Below are 16,461 nucleotides of genomic sequence, written 5' to 3'. Positions count from 1 at the left end.
ATTTATCGTCCCTTCAGGACCATGAGCTCGCCGATGTTTTCGCGGGTGATGTATCCGACGAAACGCCCCTCTGCCGTATCGACCGCAACCGCTGGCGCGCCCTGGTAGAGCGCGTCCAGAACGCTGTCGAGCCGCGACGTCAGCGCCACCTTGGGTATGTTGCGCTCCATCACTTCAGCGGCGGCCTCTGACCGGGGATGGTCCGCGGCCAGGGCCGAGAACAACTGTTCGCGTGTCAGAAAACCCAGCAGCCGGCCTTCATCGTCGAGGACCGGAAACTCGTGCTGGGTGCTGTGGATCACCGCCTCGGCGGCGGTGGCCAGCGTATCTGTCGGGCCTAACGCCTGATACCGGGTAATCATCGCATCGCGTGCCTGCAAACGCCGTGTCAGGTCCCGCATCGCCACATCCTGGCTTTCCGCATTGGCCGCGACAAAGACGAAAACGGCGATCAGGACAAGCACGGGATTGCCCGAACTCAGCCCGGCAAAACCCAGTAGCAGCGCAACGATCTGACCGGCCGTTGCCGCGACGCGGGTCGCGTGCACCCGGTCGAAGAACAGGCACAGGAACGCGCGCAGAACCCGCCCGCCATCCATCGGAAAGGCCGGGATCATGTTGAACACCGCGAGGAACAGGTTCACCATCGCCAACCGCGCCAGGAAATCCGGCCCGTTGCTGTCGATGGCCACCAGCGTGTCGATACGGGTTTCCGCGCCCAATGCCACCAGAACCATCCAGATCACGACATTCACCGCCGGACCGGCAAGCGCGACTGTGATCTCCTGTCCGGGTTTTTCCGGCATCCGATCCAGCCTTGCAAGTCCGCCGATGGGCAAGAGGGTGATGTCGGGTGTCCGGATACCATACCGGCGCGCGGTCAGGGCGTGACCAAATTCATGCGCCACCACGCAGGCGAACAGGGCCAGAACAAAGGCCACGTTCTCCAGCGCGAGATCCGGTCCGCCCACCTGGTAGGCCGAAATGCCGATCCAGGCGATCAGCAGGAAGAAGGTGACATGGACCCTCAGTTCGGACCCGAACAGGCGACCGATGGTAAAGGACCATGTCATGTGCGGACCCTCGCGTCAGAACGGGATTTCGTCGTCGTCGATCCCGCCCGATGCGGGACCGCGGCCACCGCCGCCGCCCTGCGGCCCGCCATAGGGATCGCCCATCGGACCACTGTCATAACCGCCTCCGTAGCCGCCACCCTGGCTGCCACCGTAGCTACCGCCACCGCTGCCGCCTTCGCCGCGGCCGTCCAGCAGGGTCAGCTCACCGCGATAGGGGCGCAGTACCACTTCGGTGGTGTATCTGTCCTGGCCCGACTGGTCCTGCCACTTGCGGGTTTCCAGCTGCCCCTCGATATAGACCTTTGACCCTTTGCGAAGGTATTGCTCGGCGATGCGCGCCAGCGGTTCCGAAAAGATGGCAACCGAATGCCACTCGGTGCGCTCCTTGCGCTCGCCGGTGTTGCGATCCTTCCATGTTTCCGAGGTCGCGATACGCAGGTTGCACACCTTGCCGCCATTCTGGAACGACCGAACTTCGGGGTCGCGGCCCAGATTCCCCACCAGAATGACTTTGTTGACCGACCCAGCCATGTGTTTTCCCGTCTCTCTATAACAATTCTTTTCCGATGCGAATCTCATCCGATCCGCTTCCGAGACCCTACACGCGGCAGGCACCCGAGGGAAACCGGAAGCAGCCGATTGCCAATCCGGAAGTGCCGGAACCGAAAGGGTTCCATTTTGCGGCAAAGACCTTATAGTCCAGCACGAGGGGTCAACAACAGGTTAGCAAGGATGCATAGGCTTGTGTGCGGTTTTCTTGTCGCGGCCATCACGGTTGCGGCCATGCCTGTGCAGGCAGACATGTTCTCGACCAAGAACCGGCGCGATATCTTCCAGAAACAGGCGAAACTGTTGGATACGCGCGGCGCCAGCCAATACGAGGCGTCCAGCCGTCTGAAGCCGCCATCGGCGTACGGCAGTTTCGACAAGCGCTATGTCGGAAAGTACAAGGGCGAGTACTTGCAGATGGCCCGCGAGGCCGCGCGCCGCCACAATGTGCCCGAGGATCTGTTCCTGCGCCTCGTTCAGCAGGAAAGTGGCTGGAATCCGCACGCAAAGTCTCACAAGGGGGCGCTGGGACTGGCACAGCTGATGCCGGAAACGGCGCGCGGGCTGGGCGTGGACCCGCATAATCCGTACCAGAACCTGGACGGCGGCGCGCGCTATCTCTCGCGCCAGTACAGCAAGTTCAAGTCGTGGCGGCTGGCGCTGGCGGCTTATAACGCTGGCCCCGAGGCGGTTACCAGACATGGCGGCGTTCCTCCCTACGAGGAAACCCGCAACTACGTTAAAGCCATCTGGGGCAGTTGAGCACATCGTTTCGGGACAATCCCGAAACGGCGGCCGCAATGATTTCCCGTTCCTTTCGTGGATAAAGACGAAAGGCCAACCCCATATCTGGCACCGCAGACCAGAGCTGTTCTGGCCTGTCCTGATTCATCGTCGTAGCCATGATACGGTCCCCAACCCCGAGACGCGTGGCCCGGAGTAGGGTTTGCGATGCGTGTTACCGTTCACTCGGCGGCGATCTTGATCACCGGCTCCATGCTGTTGAGAATTTCGTCGGACAGGTGGCATTTGATCTGATGCCCCTCGGCCATTGTCTTGACTGGCGGCACCTCGCGTTCGCACAGGTTTCCGGGAACCTGGGATTTCCAACGGCACCGGGTCTGGAACGGACAACCGGAGGGCGGGTTCATCGCCGACGGTATGTCTCCTTCGAGCACGATGTGCTTCTTCTGCACGCTGGTATCGGCGATCGGCACCGCGCTCAACAGAGCCTCTGTATAGGGGTGGTAGGGCGGCGAGAATACTTGATCCGTGGTGCCCAGTTCGACCACATGGCCCAGGTACATCACCATGACCCGGTCGGACAGATACCGCACGATCGAGAGATCATGGCTGATGAAGAGAAGCGTGGTCTTTTCCTTGCGCTGGATCTCCATCAACAGATCGGTCACGGCCGCCTGCACCGACACGTCCAGCGCCGAGACCGGTTCGTCCGCCACCACGATCCGGGCGCCGCCGGCAAAGGCGCGAGCGATGCCCACCCGCTGTTTCTGCCCGCCCGAGAGTTGACGCGGCATCCGTTCGGCAAAGGCCCGCGGCAGTTTCACCAGATCGAGCAATTCAAGCATCCGCTGGCGACGTTCGGCGTCGTTGCTGCCTATTCCGAAAACCTCCAGCGCGCGAATGATCTGGCGGCCCACCGACATCGACGGGTTCAGCGTGTCAAACGGGTTCTGAAACACCATCTGGACTTCACCCACGGTCTTGGCATCGCGCGCTTCGATGGGAACCTGTTCGATGTTGCGGTTGTCGAGCAGGATCTGGCCGTCGGTGGCGGTTTCCAGTCCCATCAGAACTTTCGCGAATGTGGATTTTCCGCAGCCGCTTTCACCGACAATGGCGAGTGTCTCGGATTCGCGGGCCTCGAAACTGAGTGTCTCGTTGGCCTTGACCACCTTCTTTTCTCCACCGCCGAAAAGCGCGTTGGCAGCAACCTCATAATATTTCTTGAGGTTTTCTATCTTCAGAACAACGTCGCCGACCTGGGCCTTTTCCTTTTGCTTGGCCGCCACAATCGGAGCGTTCCAGTCTATTTCCTGGAACCTGAGGCAACGGGTATGGTGCCGGTCGTTGCCGGGTACCTGCTCCATCATGATATCCTGTGCATCGCAGCGGCCGGCCTCGAAATAGTCGCAGCGCGGGCCGAAATTGCACCCCGGCGGGCGTTCATGGGGCAGGGGGAAGTTGCCGGGTATCGCCACCAGAGGCCGGCTGTTCTTGTCGGCGCCGGGCAAGGGGATCGAGCGGAACAGCGCCTGTGTATACGGGTGCTGCATCTCGTCGAACACATCCTTAATCGAGCCGCGTTCGACCGCCTCGCCGGAATACATCACGCACAGCCGGTCGCAGGTTTCCAGCACCAGTCCGAGGTTGTGCGAGATGAACAGCATCGAGGTGCCGTATTTCTTTCCCAGATCCTTGACCAGTTCCACGACAGCCGCTTCGACGGTCACGTCCAGCGCGGTCGTGGGCTCGTCCAGGATCAGCAGGGACGGCTTCGACATCAGCGCCATGGCGATGACGATACGTTGCTGTTGCCCGCCGGACAGCTGGTGCGGAAACGAGTTCAGCATCCTTTCGGGATCGGGCAATCGGACGTCCTTCACCACTTCCAGCGCGCGCTTGCGCGCCTCGTCGGCGCTGATCCCCTCGTGGATCATCGGCACTTCCATCAACTGCTTGCCGATCTTCATGGCGGGATTCAGGCTCGCCATCGGCTCCTGGTAGATCATTGCGATTTCATTGCCGCGAATATCGCGCAGTTCCGCATCGCTCATCTTGCCCAGGTCGCGCCCCTTGAACTTGATGCTGCCGCCGACGATTCGCCCGTTCTTTCCCAAGTCCTGCATCACCCCCAGCGCGACGGTGGACTTGCCGCAGCCGCTCTCGCCGACAAGGCCAACCGCCTCGCCGGGCATGACCGACACCGAGAAATCCATGACCGCCGGGATTTCCCGCAGCCGGGTGAAAAAGGAAATCGACAGCTTGTCGATCTCCAGGATCGGCCCGTCATATTCCGCAAGTTTGCTCATCTTCTTCGTTCTCCCAGAAGAAGCCGGTTCCCCGTCTTCATCTTTTCGAAAATACTCCGGGGGTCCGGGGGCAGAGCCCCCGGTCTCGATCGCGTCAATCCCTTAGGCTTTCCTCACGCAACCCGTCCGCCAGCAGGTTCAGGCCCAGCACGAGGCTCAGCAAAGCCAGTGCAGGCGGCAGGGCCGGGTGCAGGTAGATCGAGAGGAGCTTGCGCCCTTCGTTGATCGTCGAGCCCCAGTCCGGGCTTTCCGGAGGCAGTCCGAGGCCGAAAAAGCCAAGGGTGCCGAGCAGGATGGTGGTATAGCCGATCCGCAGGCAGAAATCGACGATCAGCGGACCGCGCGCGTTTGGCAGGATCTCCCACAGCATGATGTACCAGGGGCCTTCGCCACGGGTCTGCGCGGCGGCGACGTAGTCGCGTGTCTTGATATCCAGCGCCAGCCCCCGCACGATCCGGAAGACCGTGGGTGAGTTGACGAAGACCACCGATACGAACACCACGAGAATGCCGCCCGGGATATCGAACGGATCAAGCACCGTCGGCAATCCCGGCACGCTGCGCACCAGATATCCCCCCTCGGAGATCAGCGCGAGATAGAGCCAGAGCGACACGCCCAGAATGCCGACCAGCAAGGGCGTGCGAAACGCCGGCTGGGTCCTGTAGCGCGAATTCAGCAACACTCCCAGGAAGATGATGGGGAACATGAAGAGCACGATCGCCATCATCGTCGGCAGGCCGGTCGCGACGATCTCGGGCGTCACCAGCAGGTAGAACAGCAGGATGACCGGGAACGCCAGGATGAGGTTGGCCAGAAACGACAGGAAGGTATCGAGCCGTCCGCCGAAATAGCCTGCGGGCAGGCCCAGGGTGATCCCGACCATGAATGCAAAGAGCGTGGCGAGCGGCGCGATCTGAACGACGATCCAGGCACCCTTGACCATACGGCTGAACACGTCGCGCGCAAGGTTGTCGCCGCCCAGCAGATACCAGCCGTATTGACCTTCATCCGCGTCGGCCAGCGGTGTGCCCGGCAGCTTGTTCTTCATGCCTGACACCTGGGTCAGCGGGTCATGCGTGACGATCAGGTCAAGCGCCCCGAAGATGCCCACGAAAACCCAGAACATGACCAGACCGAAACCGATCATGCCGATGGGGCTGTCGAACAGCTTGCCGTAGAGCCCCAGCCTCCGCTTGAATGCGATCGAAAGGGCAAACAGCAGGATCAACGCGATCCATACGGACGACAACTGGTAGAGGATGCGTGCGATTATTTCGAATGTACCGAGAGGTTCCATCACTCAGCTCCTCCCTTACGAAATGCGGATGCGTGGGTTGAGATAGACATAGCCGATGTCCGATATCAGCTGGGTGATCAGCACCACGAACACGGACACGACCGACACGGCCAGCAGAAGCTGGATGTCGTTATTGCCCGCCGCTTCGACCAGAACCCAGCCGAAGCCCTTGTAGTTGAACAGGCTTTCCACGATCACCACGCCGTTCAAGAGCCAGGGAAACTGCAACATGATCACCGTGAACGGGGCGATCAGCGCGTTTCTCAGGGCGTGTTTGACCACGATGTTCGGAAAACTCACCCCCTTGAGCCGGGCGGTGCGGATATACTGGGCGGTCATCACTTCGGTCATAGATGCGCGGGTCATCCGGGCGATATAGCCCATCCCATAGAGCGCGATGGTCAGGACCGGCAGGAAGAAATTCTCGAATGTCGGATCATCCATCGCCTGCGTTGCCGTGCCCTTGAACCATTTCAGTCCGACAGTCGAGGACGTGAACACGGCAATGAAGATCACGCCGGACACGTATTCAGGCGTCGCTGTGGTCAGGATGGAAAAGGTCGAGAGGCTCCGGTCGGTCCTGGATCCTTCCCGCATTCCCGCCAGAACACCGACCAGCAGCGCCGAAGGCACCATGAGGATCATCACCCACATCATCAGATAGAGCGTGTTGCCAAGCCGCTTCCAGATGATCTCGTCCACGTTTTCCTTGAACCGTGTCGAATAGCCCCAGTCGCCTTGCAGGATACCGCAGAAGCGGGGGGTTTCTTCCTGCGTCTGTCCGGGCCTGACGCAGGTTCCGACAAACTGTCCGTCGTTCAACGTTTTGGTGAAGCCGGGAACGACCCCGATCCATTGTCCGTATTTGGTGAGCAGCGGCTGACTGTAGCCGCGATTGTCGAGCCAGGCCTGTACCTGTTCGTCGCTCATCCGCTGGTTGCCCTGGGTTTTCGCCAGTTTTTCCAGGTTGGGGAAGAGGTTGGTCAGGAAGAAGACAATGAAGGTCAGGCATAATGCTGTCAGCAGCATCACCCCGAACCGTCGGAGAATGAATAGACCCATCGGATATCCCTGTCGGTCAGGCTAATCCACAGATAGCGAGCCATTGGCAGGCTTCTTGTACCCGGTCTAGGCCGGGTGTCCGTGGCTGGAGGAGCGCGCCACAGGGCGCGCTCCGGTTCTCACAAGGCGAGCCTCAGGCCGCCCAGCCCCACTTGTAGTGGTGATGTTCGAAGGCGATGTGCATGTCCGTGCCGACCAGACCTTCTTTCATGTGGCGGTACAGCGAGCGCCAGTAAGGCTGGATGGTCACGCCTTCTTCCTGGATTAGGGCTTCGCCCCTGGCGACGACTTCGCGCCGCTTGTCTGCATCGGCCAGAGCCAGTGCTTCACCAAGGATCGCGTCGAATTCGGGGTTTGCCCAGCCGAATTCGTTCCAGGCCTCGCCGGAACGATAGGCCAGCGCCCAGATCTGGACTCCAAGCGGACGGTGGTTCCAGTTGGTCGAGCTGAACGGATACTTGGTCCAGTCGTTCCAGAAGGTCGAACCGGGCAGCACTGTCCGCTTGACCTTGAAGCCTGCGTCACGCAGCTGCGCTGCAACGGCGTCGGTGGTGTTCCGGCGCCAGTCGTCGTCGATCGAGACGATTTCGTGCTCGAAATCCATCATGCCGGCTTCTTCCATCAGCGCCTTGGCCGCAGCCGGGTCGTGCATGCGCGGCGGCAGTTCGGCATATTCGGGATGGCTCGGGCCGACATGGTGGTTTTCTGCCACCGCACCGCGTCCGCCATAGCCCAGTTCGAGGCAGACAGCGTTGTTTACGGCCATGGTAATGGCCTGGCGTACGCGCTTGTCGGCATAGGGCTTCTTGCCGTCAACCTCTGCCAATTGGTTCGGCCGAATGACCAGCGTACTCATCGTCACGACTTCGGATTTCGCGTAGCCCAGACCATCCATCACGTCGATGAATTCACCCACGGATTCGTGCAGCATGTCGACTTCGTCGGATTCCAGTGCCGAGAGCCACGCCGACGGGTCGGTGCCGTAGTCGATGTATTCGATCCGGTCCAGCGCAGCCGGACCAAAGACGTCGTCGCCCCACCATTTATGGTTCTCGTTGCGAACCAGGGTGCATTTCACGCCGACTTCCAGTTCCTCGATCACATAGGGGCCGGTGCCGACGTTGTTGGTCAGGTCGCTTTCGCTGAACGAGCTGTGCACGATGGCCGCCGGGTAGTCGGACATGCCGGCAATCAGCGAAATGTCCGAATTGGGCAGGTTCAGGCGAATGGTGTGGCTGTCGACCACCTCGATGCCGCCTTCGATCGCCTGACCGGTATCGGCGTCGATCAGGGTTGCGAAACGGCCCGCCATCGAGTTGGTTTCCGAGGTCTTGTCGCACCAGCGCGCGATGTTGCGGGCCACGTCATCGGCGGTGAAGTCGTCGCCGTTGTTCCACTTGACGCCCTTGCGGACATTCAGTGTGTAGACGGTTGCGTCGTCGTTGATTTCCCAGCTTTCCAGCAGCATGCCGCGGAATGTACCGTCGGAGTTGTACTCGACCAGATACTCCATCGTGCCACGGGTTTCGTTGCCCAGTTCGGACCAGTCGTAGGTACGCGGATCCTTCAGTTCACGCACGTTCATCTGAACGCGGATGGTGCCACCCTGCTTGGCCTGCGCCGCGGCAGGGGTCGGCGCAGTCAGGCCGATCAGGCCATAGGCGGCTGCGGCACTCACGCCGAGGCCGGTTGCGCGGGCGAGGAATTCGCGGCGGCTCAGTTTGCCATCGCGATATTCTTGCGCATGCATTTCCGCCGCCCAGTGAACGGGCTTGGATGATGTGTTTTCGACAGTCATGAAAGTCTCCCTGTGACTTCTTTCTTGTTCCTGAGGGATGTCTTGCCGAAGGCGCCTTGATGCGCCTCGCCGGTCTCCCCCGCCTTATGGAATTCTTGCGTCCCCATTACCCTATTCCGCAATAGAATTGCCCGGACGTCAATGATTGGTTTCGTCACATGATGATCGAAAAGCGACATCGGCCAGTCGAATTGATGCTCTGCCGTGGTTAAAATGGACAGGCATGTCCAATTCCTCAGGCGCCACGGTCCCGCAGGGCGCGCGGCGAATGACCTGTCTGGTGACGGACGAACCTGGAAAAAGACTGCGCGCTGGAAAACCCGAGCGCTCTGGATATGTCGCCAAAAGAGGCCCCCGAGTGGCAAACCAGAGTCCGTGCCGCGTGTTCGACGCGGCCCGACAAGAGTTCATGTGCGGTCAGACCGGTTGCGCTTTTGCACATGCGCGTCAGGTGCTCGGGCGAAAACTCCAGCCGGGAGGCGATATTGGATACGTTATCGCCGCTGTCAAAGCGTTCCACTATCGCTGCGAGGTATGTTCGGCACAATCGACGAGAGGGAGAGTCGATGCCATATATCTCCTGTTTTTCGTCAAAACGGCGCAGCCAGATTGCTACCAGCTCTGTCCAGGCGGCGATTGCACTTGTCGATAACGGCCGATTGCCGGATTGCTCGCGCCCAACTGCCTCGAGCAGGCCCGACAGTTCCGCCTGCGAGCCCGAGTCGCGTACGCGCAAGTGTCGCGGCCGCGCGGGCAGGATAATCCCGGTGTGTCCGGGGATGGCCAGCGCCAGTCCGATGCAACCACGACCGGGGTACAGTGCCATCAGGTGCCGGGCCGGCACGAAAAGTGCGTTGTGCGCGCCAAAGCCTTCGCGGGCCCCATCCAGCAGGCATGTTCCCTGTCCGCGGGTGATCCAGACCAGCAGATGATGGTCGCGGTCGTGTGGCAGTTCGATCTGCCAGCGGCCACCGGCGGCAAGCTGTGCCAGCGTCTGCAGCCGGATCTCGGCAAGGGGTTCTGGGACAAGGGCCATGCGACTCCGCCTTTGCTGCGTTTGTCCGGGATTTCCAACCGGTCAGGTCGGCACAGTTAGCGAGTGCCATTTCCCCATCCGTGCCCTGAACCAGGTCCGTTGTCTTTTGGCGTATTGGCGCGTGGCAATTGTCGCTTTTTCGCGGGCTTCGTCCAGAGTGATCTCGCCGCGCAGGTGTGCCATGAGTTCGGGCACGCCAATGGCCTTGAAGGCCGGCAAGGAGGGATCGTAGCACGCAGCAGCCCTGGCGACCTCGTCAAGGGCGCCATTGTCCAGCATCTGATCGAAGCGGCGGGCGATCCGGTCCCACAGCCAGTGTTTTTCGACCTCCAGAACCAGAGGAACGGTGGCTGCCAACGGCAGGCGCGGTGCCGGGGTCTCGGCTTGCCACAGGTGCAGCGCGCGGCCGGTGGCGCGTTCGACCTCCCAGGCGCGCTGGACGCGGGCCCGGTTCATCCGGTCCAGCCCGGCGGCCGTGACGGGATCGATCTGGTCCAGCAGGACGTCCAGCGGAAGGGCGTCGGCCGCTGTCCTGATATCGGGCGGGGTGGCCGGGATATCCGCCATGCCTTCGGTCAGCGCCGAAAAATATAGCCCGGTCCCGCCCACGATGATCGGGCGATCCGGCCCCTGGAGCAGCGCTGACACATCGCGCAGCCAGTGACCCGTCGAATAGGACACGCCGCAGGAGACATGGCCATAGAGCAGGTGCCGCGCGCGCGCCTCGTCGGCGACGGAGGGGCGGGCGCTCACCACGCGCCAGCAGTCGTAGACCTGGCTGGCGTCCGCATTGATGATGACGCCGCCAAAGCGCTCGGCAATGCGCAGCGCCAGTTCCGATTTGCCAGAAGCGGTTGGTCCCGCGATCAGCACCGGTTCTTGCGGCGGGATCGGCGGCAGTTGGTCGATCAGCCCCATTGTTTTCCCCGGATCAATTCTTTCATTCTGTGCAACCTGGTGCGACCCGCATTGAACCTCTTGGGGTTTTCCTTCATTTTGCGCCGGAAAAATAGACCTGTGCCAGAGCGGAGCGCAACATGACCTCTTCCCGGACCCCGGATTCCCCTGAAACAAAGTACCAGCGCGTGATGCTGAAGATCTCCGGCGAGGCGTTGATGGGGGATCAGGGATTCGGCCTGCACCCGCCCACCGTGCAGCGGATCGCGCAGGAGGTGAAGTCGGTGCATGATCTCGGTGTCGAGATCTGCATGGTGATCGGAGGCGGCAACATCTTTCGCGGCCTCAGCGGCGCCGCGCAGGGGATGGAGCGCACGACCGCGGACTACATGGGGATGCTCGCCACGGTGATGAACGCGCTGGCCATGCAGGCGGCGCTGGAAAGCCTGGGTGTGTTTACCCGGGTCATCTCGGCGATCCCGATGGATCAGGTCTGCGAGCCCTACATCCGCCGCCGCGCAGTCCGGCACCTAGAGAAAAAGCGCGTCTGCATCTTTGCGGCGGGAACCGGCAACCCCTATTTTACGACGGATACGGCGGCGACACTGCGCGCGAACGAGATGGGATGCCAGGCAATTTTCAAGGGCACGAAGGTCGACGGCGTCTATGACAAGGATCCTGTGAAGTTCCCGGATGCCAAACGTTACGAGGTCGTGAGTTATGATGATGTCCTGGCCAAGCGGTTGGGGGTGATGGATGCGAGCGCAATTGCGCTGGCCCGCGACAACAACCTGCCCATCATCGTGTTTTCGCTGGACGAGCCTGGCGGGTTCCGCGGCATTCTCGCCGGACGCGGCACATATACGACGGTCTGCGGCTGAGACCGGGCCGATGATCATGCAACGGCTGGCCTCGGCACGGTGCCGGCCGCTGATGATTGCTATACATCCAGATGACGATGGCGTAAGACCCAACGGAACAGAGCCTGAATTAAGGGAGTGAGCAGCATGTCTGACGATTTCGAGCTGGACACAGATGATCTCAAGCGCCGCATGGACGGAGCGATGCACAACCTGAAGACCGAGTTCGCCTCGCTCCGGACCGGGCGTGCCTCGGGGTCGATGCTGGAGCCGATCCAGGTGGACGCTTATGGCCAGATGACTCCGATCAACCAGCTCGGAACGATCAACGTGCCCGAGCCGCGCATGGTGACCATCAACGTCTGGGACAGGTCGATGGTAGGCAAGGTCGAAAAGGCGATCCGCGAATCCGGCCTCGGCATCAACCCGCAGCTCAACGGCACAATCATCATGCTGCCAATCCCCGAACTGAACGAGGAGCGCCGCCGCGAATTGACGAAAGTTGCCGGGCAATATGCCGAACATGCCCGCGTCTCCATTCGCAACGTCCGTCGTGACGGCATGGACCAGATCAAGAAGGCCAAGGCCGACGGCATGTCCGAGGACGACCAGAAGTTCTGGGAGTCCGAGGTGCAGGAACTGACCGACAAGATGATCAAGGCGGTGGATGCGGCACTGGAGACCAAGCAAGCCGAGATCATGCAGGTCTGACACCATCCATGGCGAAAGACCCCAGAACCGAACCGGAACTTCCTGGCCCGCACCATGTCGCCATCATCATGGACGGAAACGGTCGTTGGGCGCAGGCCCGGGGTCGTCCGCGCCTGTTTGGTCATCATGCCGGGGCAAAAAGGGTGCGCGAAGTCGTTGAGGCATGTCCTGCTCTCGGGATCAAGTATCTGACGATATTTGCCTTTTCCACCGAGAACTGGAAACGTACCCAGGTCGAGGTGGCCGGGTTGATGAGCCTCTTCCGCCGCTACATCGCCAAGGAAACCCGGGCGCTGCACGCCCGTGGCGTCAGGGTCCGGTTCATCGGCGACAGGGTGCGGCTCGACGCCAAGCTGATCGCTCTCATGGACACTCTCGAAGAGCAGACCCGCGACAATGATGGCGTACACCTGACCATCGCGCTCAACTACGGCGGCCGCGATGAGGTCGCTCGCGCCACCCGGCGTCTGGCCCGCGATGTCGCCGAAGGCCGGCTGAAGCCCGAGGACGTCGACGAGGAAACGCTGCCGCGCTACCTCGACACGCGCGTGCTGCCGGATCCCGACCTGGTGATCCGCACCAGCGGAGAAGCGAGAATTTCCAATTTTCTGCTCTGGCAATCCGCGTATTCGGAATACGAGTTCATCGACACGCTGTGGCCCGACTTCACCGCCGAGGAACTGGCGCGTCTCTGTCGCGGCTACGCCCGCCGCGACCGCAGATATGGTGCGGTAAAGGCATGAGCGAGGGGCGCTGGTCCGACCTGACGGCCCGCATAGGGTCGGCGGCCGTACTGACGGCGGTGGCCGGAACCGAAGTGTGGCTTGGCGGGTTGTGGTTCGAAAGCTTCATCGCCGTCGTCGGCGGGCTCATGGCATGGGAACTGGTGCGGATGATCGCACCGGAGAGGCGTGACCTCTCGATACAGATGGCGGTACTGACAGGCGTGGCCGTCATGCTGGCCTACCACCTGCCGCCTCTTTACCGGCTGCCGGTTCTCATCGCTCCCGCCCTGGTCGGTGCCGGGCAAGTGACGCGCTTGAAAGGGCTTTACCTGACCTTTGCGTTGTGGATCGCGCTTGGGGGGCTGGGTTTCATATGGATACGCGAGTCGATGGGGCTGGTCTGGATGCTCTGGCTGATCCTAGTCGTCGTTGCGACCGATGTGGCCGGGTATTTCGTCGGCAAGTCCGTCGGCGGTCCCAAGTTCTGGCCACGGATCAGCCCCAAGAAAACCTGGTCCGGTATCGCCGGGGGGTGGGGCGCGGCGGCCTTGATCGGGGCGATCTTCGCATTGAATACAGAGGCCGGAGTCTCGCTGGTTCTTCTCTCAGTGGTCGCGTCGATGTCTTCTCAGGCAGGAGATATCGCGGAAAGCGCCCTCAAAAGACGAACCGGCGTCAAGGACAGTTCGAACCTGATCCCGGGCCATGGCGGGTTTCTCGATCGGTTCGATGGGATGATGGGCGCGGCGGTTTTCGTGCTGCTGGCAAGCCTTATTTACGCGCCCGGAGTGACGTGATGCGCAGGGTTTCGATTTTCGGTGCAACCGGGTCGATCGGGCAGAACACCATTGATCTGATCGCGCGCGATCCGGATGCCTATGACGTGGTGGCGTTGTCCGGCGGCGCCAATATCGCGCAACTGGCGCAGGATGCGCGGCGGCTTGGCGCGGATGTGGCGGTGACCGCCTTTCCCGAGAAACTCTACGATCTGCGCGCTGCGCTGGCCGGCAGCGGTGTCGAGGCGGCGGCCGGGCCCGTGGCATTGGTCGAGGCAGCCGCGCGCCCGGCCGACTGGGTGATGTCGTCGATTGTCGGGGCAGCGGGGTTGGCGCCGGGCCTCGAGGCATTGAAGCAGGGCGCAACCCTGGCCCTGGCCAACAAGGAAACGCTGGTATGTGCCGGGCCACTGGTGCTCGAGACCGCCCAGGCACATGGCGCCCGCCTGCTGCCGGTGGACAGCGAGCATTCGGCGGTGTTTCAGGCGCTGGTGGGCGAGGATATGGCCGCGCTCGAACGGATCGTGATCACCGCCTCGGGCGGCGCCTTTCGGGATTGGCCGCTGGAAGATCTGGAGACTGCGACCGCGGAGCAAGCGGCGCGCCACCCCAATTGGACCATGGGACAAAGGATCACCATCGACAGCGCCTCCATGTTCAACAAGGCCATGGAGGTGATAGAAACAAAGGAGTTTTTCGGAATCGAGCCGGATCGGATAGAGGTTATCGTCCATCCTGAATCGATGGTGCATGCGTTGGTCGGTTTCCGGGACGGGGCGTTGATGGCGCATCTTGGGGCACCCGACATGCGGCATGCCATCGGCTATGCCTTGCACTGGCCCGAGCGCCGTGAGCTACCGGTTGCGCGTCTGGATCTGGCCGTGCTGGGGCAGTTGAATTTCCGCGCTCCTGACGAAGCGCGCTATCCGGCCCTTCGGCTGGCCCGCCACGTGATGGCACGCGGGGGGCTTTCGGGCGCCGTGTTCAACGCGGCAAAGGAACGTGCGCTGGATCATTTCATAGCCGGACGTATTGGTTTTCTCGACATGGCCCGGCTTGTCGAGGCGGTTCTGGACAGGTTTGAGTCCGACCCGGGTCTTATTGATGCCCGATTGACACTTGATACAGTGACACAAACCGACCATCTGGCCCGTCAGAGGGTGGACGAGGCAATGGCGAAACGAGCAGGGTAGGGACTTTGGAAACTTTGGGTTTGATACCGCAATTCGGCGGATTGCTGTACACGGTCGCGGCTTTCATTGCGGCCTTGTCCGTAATCGTCGCAGTCCATGAATACGGCCATTACATTGTCGGCCGCTGGTCGGGAATTCACGCCGAGGTCTTCTCGATCGGTTTCGGTCCGGTGCTCTGGAGCCGCGTCGACCGGCGCGGCACGCGCTGGCAGATCGCGGTTTTGCCCTTTGGCGGTTACGTGAAATTCATGGGCGATGCCAATGCCGCGTCCGGCAAGGACGGCGAGACAATGGCGGAGATCTATCGCCGCAATCCCGAGGAACTGCGCCGGACGATGCATGGTGCGCCACTTTGGGCGCGGGCAGCGACGGTTGCGGCGGGGCCGATTTTCAATTTCGCGATGTCGATTCTGGTCTTTGCGGCCATCTTCATGGCGCGCGGTGTCCCGGTCGAGCCACTGACCGTTGGCCAGACTCGCGACCTGCCCGGCATCGAAAGCGCGCTGCTGCCGGGCGACCGGGTGGTCTCGATCGCGGGCAATCCCGTGCCGGCCGGTGCGGAAGCGATGGATTGGGAAGGGTTCGAAGCGCGGTTGCCGCTGGAGAGCCCGCTGGACTATGTGATCTTGCGTGATGACGCGGAACTCGAGGTTCCGGGGCCGCATCTCTATCCCGCTATCGTGGGCTCGGTGATTCCGCGCAGCGCGGCGCAGGACGCGGGGTTGCAGCCTGAAGATGTCATCATGGCAATCGACGGCAGCCCGATCGTCGCCTTCAGGCAATTGAAGGAAACGGTCGAAAGCTCGGATGGCAAGGCGCTGGTGCTGGATGTCTGGCGTGAGGGCCAGGTGCTTCAAATGCTGTTGGTTCCACGCCGCACCGATACGCCGACCTCGGATGGAGGATACGAGACCAACTGGCGGATCGGCGTCGCCAGTGGCCAGGCCTTTGATCCCGCAACGACCACGCCGGGACCTGTCGAGGCGCTGAAGACCGGCGTTCAAAGCACCTATGAAATCGTCCGGTCATCGCTTTCGGGGCTTTGGCACATCATTGTCGGACAGATTTCGACCTGCAACATTTCCGGTCCAATCGGCATCGCGCAGGCGTCAGGCGCTGTCGCGTCGCAAGGGGCACAGAGTTTCATCGCGTTTATCGCGGTCCTGTCCACGGCCGTGGGGTTGTTGAACCTCTTTCCAATTCCGGCGCTCGACGGAGGACATCTGATGTTCTACGCCTACGAGGCCGTGGCAGGCAAACCTCCCAGCGACAACGTGCTGCGTGTGTTGATGGCGATCGGGATTACCCTGATCCTGTCGCTGATGCTGTTCTCGCTGAGCAACGACCTGTTCTGCTGAGCCGTCACGGTAGGCGCACACGCCCAAGTCTCGCCACATTCCATTGCTAGGTTCGACGCTAACGAGACGT

General features: G+C 61.6%; 15 protein-coding genes. 7 read left to right on the top strand and 8 right to left on the bottom strand.

Annotation, left to right across the window (positions count from 1 at the left end; all coding sequences use genetic code 11):
* Positions 1–2: 2 nt before the first annotated feature.
* On the bottom strand, positions 3–1,073 hold the full coding sequence (locus BLT75_RS01690) for a site-2 protease family protein (protein WP_093027051.1): 1,071 nt from the start codon (positions 1,071–1,073) through the stop codon (positions 3–5).
* A 15-nt stretch (positions 1,074–1,088) separates the two neighbouring features.
* A complete protein-coding gene (gene ssb, locus BLT75_RS01685) occupies positions 1,089–1,607 on the bottom strand; it encodes a single-stranded DNA-binding protein (RefSeq protein ID WP_093027049.1) in 519 nt (172 codons plus the stop codon).
* A 201-nt stretch (positions 1,608–1,808) separates the two neighbouring features.
* Here ssb and BLT75_RS01680 point away from each other — a divergent pair, with 201 nt between their 5' ends.
* A complete protein-coding gene (locus tag BLT75_RS01680) occupies positions 1,809–2,387 on the top strand; it encodes a lytic transglycosylase domain-containing protein (protein WP_093027047.1) in 579 nt (192 codons plus the stop codon).
* Between the two features lie 203 nt (positions 2,388–2,590).
* Here BLT75_RS01680 and BLT75_RS01675 read toward each other — a convergent pair whose 3' ends face one another.
* The 6 genes from BLT75_RS01675 to miaA all read right to left on the bottom strand — a co-directional run bounded on the left by BLT75_RS01675 (position 2,591) and on the right by miaA (position 10,789).
* Positions 2,591–4,678, bottom strand: coding sequence for a dipeptide ABC transporter ATP-binding protein (locus BLT75_RS01675; protein ID WP_093027045.1), 2,088 nt, complete (start codon positions 4,676–4,678; stop codon positions 2,591–2,593).
* A gap of 94 nt (positions 4,679–4,772) precedes the next feature.
* A complete protein-coding gene (locus BLT75_RS01670) occupies positions 4,773–5,975 on the bottom strand; it encodes an ABC transporter permease (RefSeq protein WP_093027043.1) in 1,203 nt (400 codons plus the stop codon).
* A 15-nt stretch (positions 5,976–5,990) separates the two neighbouring features.
* Positions 5,991–7,037 (bottom strand): ABC transporter permease, encoded by a 1,047-nt coding sequence (locus tag BLT75_RS01665; RefSeq protein WP_093027041.1) that lies wholly within the window; start codon positions 7,035–7,037, stop codon positions 5,991–5,993.
* Between the two features lie 133 nt (positions 7,038–7,170).
* Complete coding sequence (locus BLT75_RS01660) at positions 7,171–8,835, bottom strand: ABC transporter substrate-binding protein (RefSeq protein WP_093027039.1); 1,665 nt, start codon at positions 8,833–8,835, stop codon at positions 7,171–7,173.
* Positions 8,836–9,070: 235 nt separating this feature from the next.
* Entirely contained in the window at positions 9,071–9,871 is an 801-nt protein-coding gene (locus BLT75_RS01650) for an AraC family transcriptional regulator (protein WP_093027035.1), read from the bottom strand.
* Between the two features lie 42 nt (positions 9,872–9,913).
* On the bottom strand, positions 9,914–10,789 hold the full coding sequence (gene miaA / locus BLT75_RS01645) for a tRNA (adenosine(37)-N6)-dimethylallyltransferase MiaA (protein WP_093027033.1): 876 nt from the start codon (positions 10,787–10,789) through the stop codon (positions 9,914–9,916).
* A gap of 119 nt (positions 10,790–10,908) precedes the next feature.
* Here miaA and pyrH point away from each other — a divergent pair, with 119 nt between their 5' ends.
* The 6 genes from pyrH to rseP all read left to right on the top strand — a co-directional run bounded on the left by pyrH (position 10,909) and on the right by rseP (position 16,391).
* Positions 10,909–11,649, top strand: a complete 741-nt coding sequence (gene pyrH, locus BLT75_RS01640; RefSeq protein WP_093027031.1) for a UMP kinase — start codon at positions 10,909–10,911, stop codon at positions 11,647–11,649.
* A 126-nt stretch (positions 11,650–11,775) separates the two neighbouring features.
* Positions 11,776–12,339, top strand: coding sequence for a ribosome recycling factor (frr, locus tag BLT75_RS01635; protein WP_093027029.1), 564 nt, complete (start codon positions 11,776–11,778; stop codon positions 12,337–12,339).
* Positions 12,340–12,347: 8 nt separating this feature from the next.
* Positions 12,348–13,082 carry an undecaprenyl pyrophosphate synthase gene (locus BLT75_RS01630; protein ID WP_093027027.1) on the top strand — a complete coding sequence of 245 codons (735 nt, stop codon included), beginning with the start codon at positions 12,348–12,350 and terminating at the stop codon, positions 13,080–13,082.
* Positions 13,079–13,861 carry a phosphatidate cytidylyltransferase gene (locus BLT75_RS01625; RefSeq protein WP_093027025.1) on the top strand — a complete coding sequence of 261 codons (783 nt, stop codon included), beginning with the start codon at positions 13,079–13,081 and terminating at the stop codon, positions 13,859–13,861. The genes BLT75_RS01630 and BLT75_RS01625 overlap by 4 nt, the downstream gene beginning before the upstream one ends.
* Complete coding sequence (gene dxr, locus BLT75_RS01620) at positions 13,861–15,033, top strand: 1-deoxy-D-xylulose-5-phosphate reductoisomerase (RefSeq protein ID WP_093027023.1); 1,173 nt, start codon at positions 13,861–13,863, stop codon at positions 15,031–15,033. The genes BLT75_RS01625 and dxr overlap by 1 nt, the downstream gene beginning before the upstream one ends.
* Positions 15,034–15,038: 5 nt before the next feature.
* Positions 15,039–16,391: an RIP metalloprotease RseP gene (gene rseP / locus BLT75_RS01615; RefSeq protein WP_093027021.1), complete on the top strand. Its 1,353-nt coding sequence runs from the start codon at positions 15,039–15,041 to the stop codon at positions 16,389–16,391.
* Positions 16,392–16,461: the final 70 nt, after the last annotated feature.

Origin of the sequence: Ruegeria marina (assembly GCF_900101475.1) — a bacterium.
In the GTDB taxonomy this organism is placed as follows: Bacteria; Pseudomonadota; Alphaproteobacteria; order Rhodobacterales; family Rhodobacteraceae; genus Ruegeria_B; species Ruegeria_B marina.
Note: the sequence above shows the minus strand (reverse complement) of the source record. Positions and strands in the feature narration are given on the sequence as shown.

Coding starts and splice junctions, on each gene's coding strand:
- BLT75_RS01680 (WP_093027047.1), top strand. CDS start 1,809: ATGCATAGGCTTGTGTGCGGTTTTCTTGTCGCGGCCATCACGGTTGCG.
- BLT75_RS01665 (WP_093027041.1), bottom strand. CDS start 7,037: ATGGGTCTATTCATTCTCCGACGGTTCGGGGTGATGCTGCTGACAGCA.
- BLT75_RS01660 (WP_093027039.1), bottom strand. CDS start 8,835: ATGACTGTCGAAAACACATCATCCAAGCCCGTTCACTGGGCGGCGGAA.
- pyrH (WP_093027031.1), top strand. CDS start 10,909: ATGACCTCTTCCCGGACCCCGGATTCCCCTGAAACAAAGTACCAGCGC.
- BLT75_RS01675 (WP_093027045.1), bottom strand. CDS start 4,678: ATGAGCAAACTTGCGGAATATGACGGGCCGATCCTGGAGATCGACAAG.
- BLT75_RS01690 (WP_093027051.1), bottom strand. CDS start 1,073: ATGACATGGTCCTTTACCATCGGTCGCCTGTTCGGGTCCGAACTGAGG.
- frr (WP_093027029.1), top strand. CDS start 11,776: ATGTCTGACGATTTCGAGCTGGACACAGATGATCTCAAGCGCCGCATG.
- miaA (WP_093027033.1), bottom strand. CDS start 10,789: ATGGGGCTGATCGACCAACTGCCGCCGATCCCGCCGCAAGAACCGGTG.
- BLT75_RS01670 (WP_093027043.1), bottom strand. CDS start 5,975: ATGGAACCTCTCGGTACATTCGAAATAATCGCACGCATCCTCTACCAG.
- BLT75_RS01625 (WP_093027025.1), top strand. CDS start 13,079: ATGAGCGAGGGGCGCTGGTCCGACCTGACGGCCCGCATAGGGTCGGCG.
- dxr (WP_093027023.1), top strand. CDS start 13,861: ATGCGCAGGGTTTCGATTTTCGGTGCAACCGGGTCGATCGGGCAGAAC.
- ssb (WP_093027049.1), bottom strand. CDS start 1,607: ATGGCTGGGTCGGTCAACAAAGTCATTCTGGTGGGGAATCTGGGCCGC.
- BLT75_RS01630 (WP_093027027.1), top strand. CDS start 12,348: ATGGCGAAAGACCCCAGAACCGAACCGGAACTTCCTGGCCCGCACCAT.
- BLT75_RS01650 (WP_093027035.1), bottom strand. CDS start 9,871: ATGGCCCTTGTCCCAGAACCCCTTGCCGAGATCCGGCTGCAGACGCTG.